Source organism: Mailhella sp. (assembly GCF_057866825.1).
On record NZ_DBMAHT010000108.1, the window covers coordinates 1 to 6,877 of the forward strand.

The window sequence follows — 6,877 nt, forward strand, 5'->3', positions numbered from 1 at the left end:
GCTTCGTCAATTGACCTTCCCCCGCGACAAAGGTATTCTTTTCAGCCGTCAGTCATTCAGGATATGCGCCCCGCCGCGCGGCAAAGGCGCATCGCTCCACCGCTGTTTCGCGCGCCCTGAACGCGCAGCAGCCAAACGACATGAGGCCTCCATGAGCCAGAACACCCCCGCCCCTGAAGCGGAACGTCCCCAGGGCATCGACTTTCTGCGCGCCCGCATCAACCAGGATAATCTTACCGGCCGTTTCGGCGGACGCGTACACACCCGCTTTCCTCCCGAACCCAACGGCTATCTGCATATCGGCCACGCCAAGTCCATCTGCATCAACTTCGGACTGGCCAAGGAATACGGCGGCCTGTGCAACCTGCGCTTCGACGACACCAACCCCGTGAAGGAAGACACCGAATACGTCGATTCCATCCAGACGGACGTGCAGTGGCTCGGATTCCAGTGGGCGGGCGACGTTCACTACGCCTCGGACTACTTCGATCAGCTCTATGAATACGCCGAAAAGCTCATCATGATGGGCAAGGCCTACGTGGATGAACTCTCCGCCGACGAAATCCGCGAATACCGCGGCACCCTCACCAAGCCCGGCACCCCCAGCCCGTGGCGCGACCGCCCCGCCGAGGAAAGCCTCGACCTGTTCCGCCGCATGAAGGCCGGAGAATTTGAAGACGGCAGATACGTGCTCCGCGCCAAGATCGACATGGCGTCTCCCAACGTCATCATGCGCGATCCCACCATCTACCGCATCCGCCACGCCACCCATCACCGCACCGGCGACAAGTGGTGCATCTACCCGATGTACGACTTCACCCACTGCCTTTCCGACTCCATCGAAGGCATCACCCACTCCATCTGCACCCTGGAATTCGACAACAACCGCGAACTCTACGACTGGGTGCTCGACACGCTGGGCGTCTATCATTCCCAGCAGATCGAATTCGCCCGTCTCCAGCTCACCTACACCGTGCTCTCCAAGCGCAAGCTCATCCAGCTCGTGAAGGAACACTACGTGCGCGGCTGGGACGATCCCCGCATGCCCACCATCTCCGGTCTGCGCCGCCGCGGCTACACGCCCGAATCCATCCGCGACTTCTGCTCGCGCATCGGCATCGCCCGCAGCGCCGATTCCGTGGTTCACTACAGCCTGCTCGAATTCTGCTGCCGCGAACATCTGAACGCCGTGGCTCCGCGCTGCATGGCCGTGCTCAATCCGCTCAAGGTCGTCATCACCGACTACCCCGAAGATCAGGTGGAGGAATTCGATCAGCCGCTGCATCCCGAAGACGCGTCCTTCGGCAGCCGCAAGGTTCCCTTCTGCCGCGAAATCTACATCGACCGCGACGACTTCCGCGAAGATCCGCCCAAGAAGTACTTCCGTCTCGCTCCCGGCGCGGAAGTGCGTCTGCGCTACGCCTACTACATCACCTGTCAGGAAGTGGTGAAGGACGCCGACGGCAACATCGTGGAACTGCACTGCACCCATGATCCTTCCTCCCGCGGCGGCTCCAGCCCCGACGGCCGCAAGGTCAAGGGCACGCTGCACTGGGTGAGCGCCCGTCACGCCGTTCCCACGGAAGTGCGCCTCTACGAGCAGATGTTCACCACCGAAAGCGACAGCGACATTGAAGAAGGCAAGACCTTCCTCGACTACTTCAACCCCGACTCCGAAAAGATCGTCACGGCCATGGCGGAACCCTATCTCGCCACGATGCCCGCAGGCAGCCACGTGCAGTTCGAGCGCGTGGGCTACTTCTGCGCCGACCCCGACGGCACCCCCGAACACCCCGTGTTCAACCGCACCGTGACGCTCAAGGACTCCTGGGCGAAGATAGAAAAGAAGCAGTAATCGACGGGCCTTCTCCCGCGTCTTCCGGCTCCGCGCTCTGCGGGCCGGAACGCCCGGAGAAGGGCCCGGTTGCGCCGGCCCGGGATCGCAGAACGCATCCGGCCCGGGCCCGTCACACCGCATATCCTCGCGCGAACGCGCGACAACGGGCGGGAGCTTCCCGCCCATGAAGACCGGACTCCTCAGAAGGAGGCAGCATGTCCATTTTTGAGAAGAACCAGGCGCTGGCGACCCTCTTTGAACAGCACAAGGCCCGCCTGTGCGAAGAAGAAGGACTGACGGAAGAAGAAATCCGTTCCGCCATCGAAGCAGGCACCATGGTGCTGCTGGGCAATCCCAATCACAAGGACGTTCGTCCCATTCTGGTAGGTCAGCCCTCCAGAGTGAAGGTCAACGCCAACATCGGCACCTCTCCCTTCCACTGCAGCGTGAAGGGCGAAATGCGCAAGCTCAAGATCGCCCTGGACGCCGGAGCCGACACCGTCATGGATCTCTCCATCGCGGGCGACCTCGACGACATCCGCCGTCAGATGCTGGAAGCCTGCCCTGCGCCTCTCGGCACGGTTCCCATGTACGGCGTGGCGCAGATCTACATCGACCGCGGCGAAGACCCGGCCACCATTGATCCCGAAGTCATCTTCGCCGACGTGGAAAAGCAGGCCGAACAGGGCGTGGACTTCATGACCCTGCACTGCGGCCTCACCCGTCAGGGCGCGGAATGGGGCGCCAAGGGCGGCCGCGTCATGGGCATCGTGTCCCGCGGCGGCAGCATCCTTTCCCGCTGGATGCTGCGCAACGACAAGGAAAATCCCCTGCTCACCGGCTTCGACCGTCTGCTCGACATCGCGCTGCGCTACAACGTCACGCTGTCTCTCGGCGACGGTCTGCGCCCCGGCGCGAACAGCGATTCCGGCGACGCCGCCCAGTGGATGGAAGTCATCATGCTCGGCCAGCTGGCGAAGCGCGGCCTGGAAAAGGGCGTGCAGTGCATGATCGAAGGCCCCGGCCACGTGAGCCTGAACGAAGTGGAAGCGCAGATTCTCAGCATCAAGAAGCTCACCCACGGCGCGCCTCTCTACGTGCTCGGACCGCTCGTGACCGACACCACGCCCGGCTACGACCACATTGCAGGCGCCATCGGCGGCGCTCTTGCCGTGAAGTCCGGCGTGGACTTTCTGTGCTACCTCACGCCCGCCGAGCACCTCACCCTGCCCGACGAAGACGACGTGAAGCAGGGCGTGATGGCCTCCCGCGTGGCGGCGCAGGCCGGTGAAAACGCGCTCGGCACGCCCCGCGCCAGGGCCCGCGAAGCCAAGATGTCCAAGGCCCGCATGGAACTCGACTGGGACGCCATGCGCGAAGCCGCCATTGACCCGGAACTCATGGACAAGCGCCGCGAACCGCACAAGAATGAAGAAGCCTGCGCCATGTGCGGCAACTTCTGCGCCGTGCGCATGATGCGCGAAGGCAATCCCGCGGCTCAGGTGCCCAGCCACTGCCAGCACCATCGCAAGTAACCTCATCGTTGCGCGGACGCCTCAGGCGTCCGCGCCGTTCTTTTTCCGGAAAGGCCGCATCTTGCCGATGCGGCCTTTCTGCCTGCGGACTGAAACCATGCGCACGACGGCTGTTCTTCTCACGATACTGCTGATGCTGCCTTCCCTTGCTCTCGGCGCGGCTCCGCGCCACGCCGCCCCCCTGAGCGCACGCCAGGCATTTGCCCTCATTCCCACCGAAATATTTGAAAATACGCGCGCGCCCCTGACCGAGGAAGAGAGGGAACTGCTGGCCGATCAGGGCGTAAACGAGCACTGGAGCATTGCCGAAGACAGCCCGGACGCCCTGCGCTTCTCCTCCGCGGACGGCTTTCCCGACGTGTGCCTGCGCCTGTTCCGCTCCGAGCGCGGGGCCGTGGCGGCCTTCCGCACCGAAGACGACGACGGCGTGTGCATTTCCGAACTGTGGTACATCAGCGCCAAGGGGCACGCCGCGCCCCTGCCGCTGCCCCCGGAACCTCCCGTCGACGACTTTTTCCGTCCCGACCGCGACCTGCCGGGACGTCTTTCCTCAAGCTGCACCTACTGCGTGTTCGACAAGGGGCTCGAAGTGCTGCCCTCCTTCGCCTCCGACGGCGTGCCCTGCACGCTCGATACGGACAACGCCGTGTATTATCTCTGGAACGGCCGCACCTTCGTCAAAAAAGTAAAGAACCTGGGCAAGTAGCGACGAACATGAGCGCGCCCTGCCGGAAAAGCCGGACACGCGCGCAAAAAAAGGGCGGCCGAAGCCGCCCCGTTCTTTTTGCTGACGCCCCTGCTACTTCACGATTTCGGTGCCGATGCCCTGATCGGTGAGCAGTTCCAGAAGCAGACAGTTTTCCACGCGGCCGTCCACGATGGTCACCTTGTCCACGCCCTTGGCCAGCGCGTCGAGACAGCAGTTGATCTTGGGAATCATGCCGCCGCTCAGGGTGCCGTCTTCCAGCAGACGATGCGCGTCGGCCGTGTCGATGTGCTCGATGAGCTTTCCTTCCTTGTCCAGAATGCCAGCCACGTCGGTGAGCATGAGCAGGCGGCGGGCCTTGAGCGCGCCGGCCACGGCTCCGGCCACGGAATCCGCGTTGATGTTGTAGGTGTTGCCCTCGGCGTCCACGCCCACGGGCGCGATGACGGGCACGAAATCGTCCTCAATAAGCGAGCGCAGAAGCTGCACGTTGACGGCCGTCACTTCGCCCACGTTGCCGAGATCGATGATTTCCGGCGGCTGCTGCTCGCCGTGGCTGATGGTCATGGCGAGCTTGCGGGCCTCAAGCAGCATGCCGTCCTTGCCGGAAAGGCCCACGGCTCTTGCGCCCGTCTTGTTGATGAGGTTCACCACGCTCTTGTTCACGGAGCCGACCAGCACCATTTCCACCACGTCCATGGTGGCCTTGTCGGTCACGCGGTGACCCTGACGAAATTCCGACTTGATCTCCAGCTTGCCCAGCATTTCATTGATCTGCGGGCCGCCGCCGTGAACCACCACGGGATGAATGCCCACCAGCTTGAGCAGACTTATGTTGCGGGCGAAGGCCAGCTTGAGGCTCTCTTCGGTCATGGCGTGGCCGCCGTATTTGATGACCACGGTTTCTCCATGATATTCGCGCAGATACGGAAGGCTCTCAATGAGCACCTTCGACTGCAGGCGGGCCTTTTCCACGGGATCGGCAAAAACGGCCATATGTGCTCCTTGCGCCGGGAATCGCCCGGACTTCGTGCTTTTCCCGCATAGTCCCCGCATTCGGGGCGAATGTCCAGCCCTTTCCCCGCGCGGCACAACGAAAAAGTATGCCTGCCGCAGACGGCATCCGCCGCTTAAACCATTGCGTAAAAAGGCGCAACAGGTTAAGAAGGTGTGGTCAATGACGCGGACATCCTTCCGCAAAATCAATTCTGGAGAATCTATGTTCACTTCCATTGCCTACGCCGCCGGCAACGCGGGCGGCGCCGCTCAGAGCGGCCCCATGGGAGCCGTCGCCTCTTTCGTTCCCCTCATCCTCATGTTCGCCGTGTTCTACTTCCTGCTGATCCGTCCTCAGCAGAAGCGCAACAAGGAACACAAGGCCATGCTTGAATCCCTGGGCAAGGGCTCCTACGTCATCACCTCCGGCGGTCTGCTCGGACGCATCGTCGATCTGGAAGGCGACATCCTCGTCATCGATCTCGGCGAAACCAAGGTCCGCATGCCCCGCGGCTTCGTGAGCGGCACCTACGATCCCAAGACCGTGAACAAGGCCGCCGAAACGGCCGCTCCCGCCGAAAACAAGTAAGGCCCGGTCCTTCGAGTCTTCCGACTCCACGCCCCTCCTTCCGGGGAGGCGTGGAGCTTTGTGCTATTCATCCATAAGGTCTTCCGACCTTATTATCGTGTTTTAAGGATACAACCATGAAAGCTCTGCGTTTGCGCCTGGCCGTCTCCCTCATCGTGCTGCTCGTGGTGCTTGCGTACGCCCTGCCCAACATTCCCGCCATCGGCAACTCGCCTCTGGGCGCGTTCATGCAGGACCGCATCAGTCTCGGCCTGGACCTCAAGGGCGGCATGAATCTCACCCTGGGCGTGGATGTGGAAAAGGCCGTGCAGAATACGCTGTCCGTCAACGGACAGGACATCCGCGACCGCGCCGAACAGGAAAAAATCACCGTCATGAAGCCCCGGCTCAACGCCGACGGCCTTCTCGAAGTCACGCTGCCCCGCGCCGATCAGGCCGGAGCCTTCGAGGCCATGATGGGCAAGTGGTTCCCCAATCTGCAGCAGGTCAGCGCCGACACTTCCGCCGCCGGCCGCGTCTATGTCTTTGAACTCTCTCCCGCCGCCCGCAAGCAGACGGAAGACATGACCATGGAACAGGTCGTGCGCACCATTCGCAACCGTATCGACCAGTTCGGCGTGGCCGAACCCGACATCCGCAAGCAGTCGGACAATCAGGTGCAGGTGCAGCTGCCCGGCATGACCGACGCCGAACGCGCCATCCAGATCATCGGCCAGACCGCCCATCTGGAATTCCACATCGTGCGCGACGACGTGGATCCCACGTCCATCATGCTGCCCGCCGGCACGGCCCGCTATCCGCTCATCGTGAAGGGCCAGTACGGCACGCAGACCGAGAGCACCATCATCCTCGACACCGAAGCCCTCATGGGCGGCGAGGACATCACCAACGCGCGCCCCGCCTTCAACGAATTCGGCCAGTCCTACGTGGCCCTGGAATTCAACAACCGCGGCGCCAGCAACTTTGAACGCATCACCGGCGAACACATCAAGAAGCGCATGGCCATCGTGCTCGACGGCAAGGTCTATTCCGCGCCCGTCATTCAGGACCGCATCGCCGGCGGCAAGGCCTCCATCACCGGCAACTTCACCACCGAAGAGGCGCAGGATCTCGCCATCGTGCTGCGCGCAGGCTCCCTGCCCACCCCCGTGTCCGTGCTCGAAGAGCGCACCGTGGGCCCCTCTCTCGGCAAGGAATCCATCAACAGCGGCATC

6 protein-coding genes are annotated in these 6,877 nt (G+C 62.8%); 5 read left to right on the forward strand and 1 reads right to left on the reverse strand.

Annotation, left to right across the window (positions count from 1 at the left end; translation table 11 throughout):
* Positions 1–151 precede the first annotated feature (151 nt).
* The 3 genes from ACZM96_RS08720 to ACZM96_RS08730 all read left to right on the forward strand — a co-directional run bounded on the left by ACZM96_RS08720 (position 152) and on the right by ACZM96_RS08730 (position 4,078).
* Positions 152–1,855 carry a glutamine--tRNA ligase/YqeY domain fusion protein gene (locus ACZM96_RS08720; protein WP_489488571.1) on the forward strand — a complete coding sequence of 568 codons (1,704 nt, stop codon included), beginning with the start codon at positions 152–154 and terminating at the stop codon, positions 1,853–1,855.
* A 197-nt stretch (positions 1,856–2,052) separates the two neighbouring features.
* Positions 2,053–3,372, forward strand: a complete 1,320-nt coding sequence (gene thiC, locus ACZM96_RS08725; protein WP_489488572.1) for a phosphomethylpyrimidine synthase ThiC — start codon at positions 2,053–2,055, stop codon at positions 3,370–3,372.
* A 97-nt stretch (positions 3,373–3,469) separates the two neighbouring features.
* Positions 3,470–4,078, forward strand: coding sequence for a hypothetical protein (locus ACZM96_RS08730; RefSeq protein ID WP_489488574.1), 609 nt, complete (start codon positions 3,470–3,472; stop codon positions 4,076–4,078).
* Between the two features lie 93 nt (positions 4,079–4,171).
* Here the strand turns inward: ACZM96_RS08730 and argB are convergent, their stop codons facing one another.
* On the reverse strand, positions 4,172–5,074 hold the full coding sequence (gene argB, locus ACZM96_RS08735; RefSeq protein WP_489488576.1) for an acetylglutamate kinase: 903 nt from the start codon (positions 5,072–5,074) through the stop codon (positions 4,172–4,174).
* A gap of 223 nt (positions 5,075–5,297) precedes the next feature.
* Between argB and yajC the strand changes: the two genes are divergently transcribed.
* Together yajC and ACZM96_RS08745 are read left to right on the forward strand one after the other, a co-directional pair.
* Complete coding sequence (yajC, locus tag ACZM96_RS08740) at positions 5,298–5,663, forward strand: preprotein translocase subunit YajC (RefSeq protein WP_489488578.1); 366 nt, start codon at positions 5,298–5,300, stop codon at positions 5,661–5,663.
* 116 nt (positions 5,664–5,779) lie between these two features.
* The coding region (locus ACZM96_RS08745; RefSeq protein ID WP_489488579.1) for a preprotein translocase subunit SecD at positions 5,780–6,877 on the forward strand (1,098 nt) is incomplete at its 3' end.

What these genes read in the sequence shown, in the direction of transcription:
- ACZM96_RS08720 (WP_489488571.1), top strand. Translation starts at nt 152, where the DNA reads ATGAGCCAGAACACCCCCGCCCCTGAAGCGGAACGTCCCCAGGGCATC.
- thiC (WP_489488572.1), top strand. Translation starts at nt 2,053, where the DNA reads ATGTCCATTTTTGAGAAGAACCAGGCGCTGGCGACCCTCTTTGAACAG.
- ACZM96_RS08730 (WP_489488574.1), top strand. Translation starts at nt 3,470, where the DNA reads ATGCGCACGACGGCTGTTCTTCTCACGATACTGCTGATGCTGCCTTCC.
- argB (WP_489488576.1), bottom strand. Translation starts at nt 5,074, where the DNA reads ATGGCCGTTTTTGCCGATCCCGTGGAAAAGGCCCGCCTGCAGTCGAAG.
- yajC (WP_489488578.1), top strand. Translation starts at nt 5,298, where the DNA reads ATGTTCACTTCCATTGCCTACGCCGCCGGCAACGCGGGCGGCGCCGCT.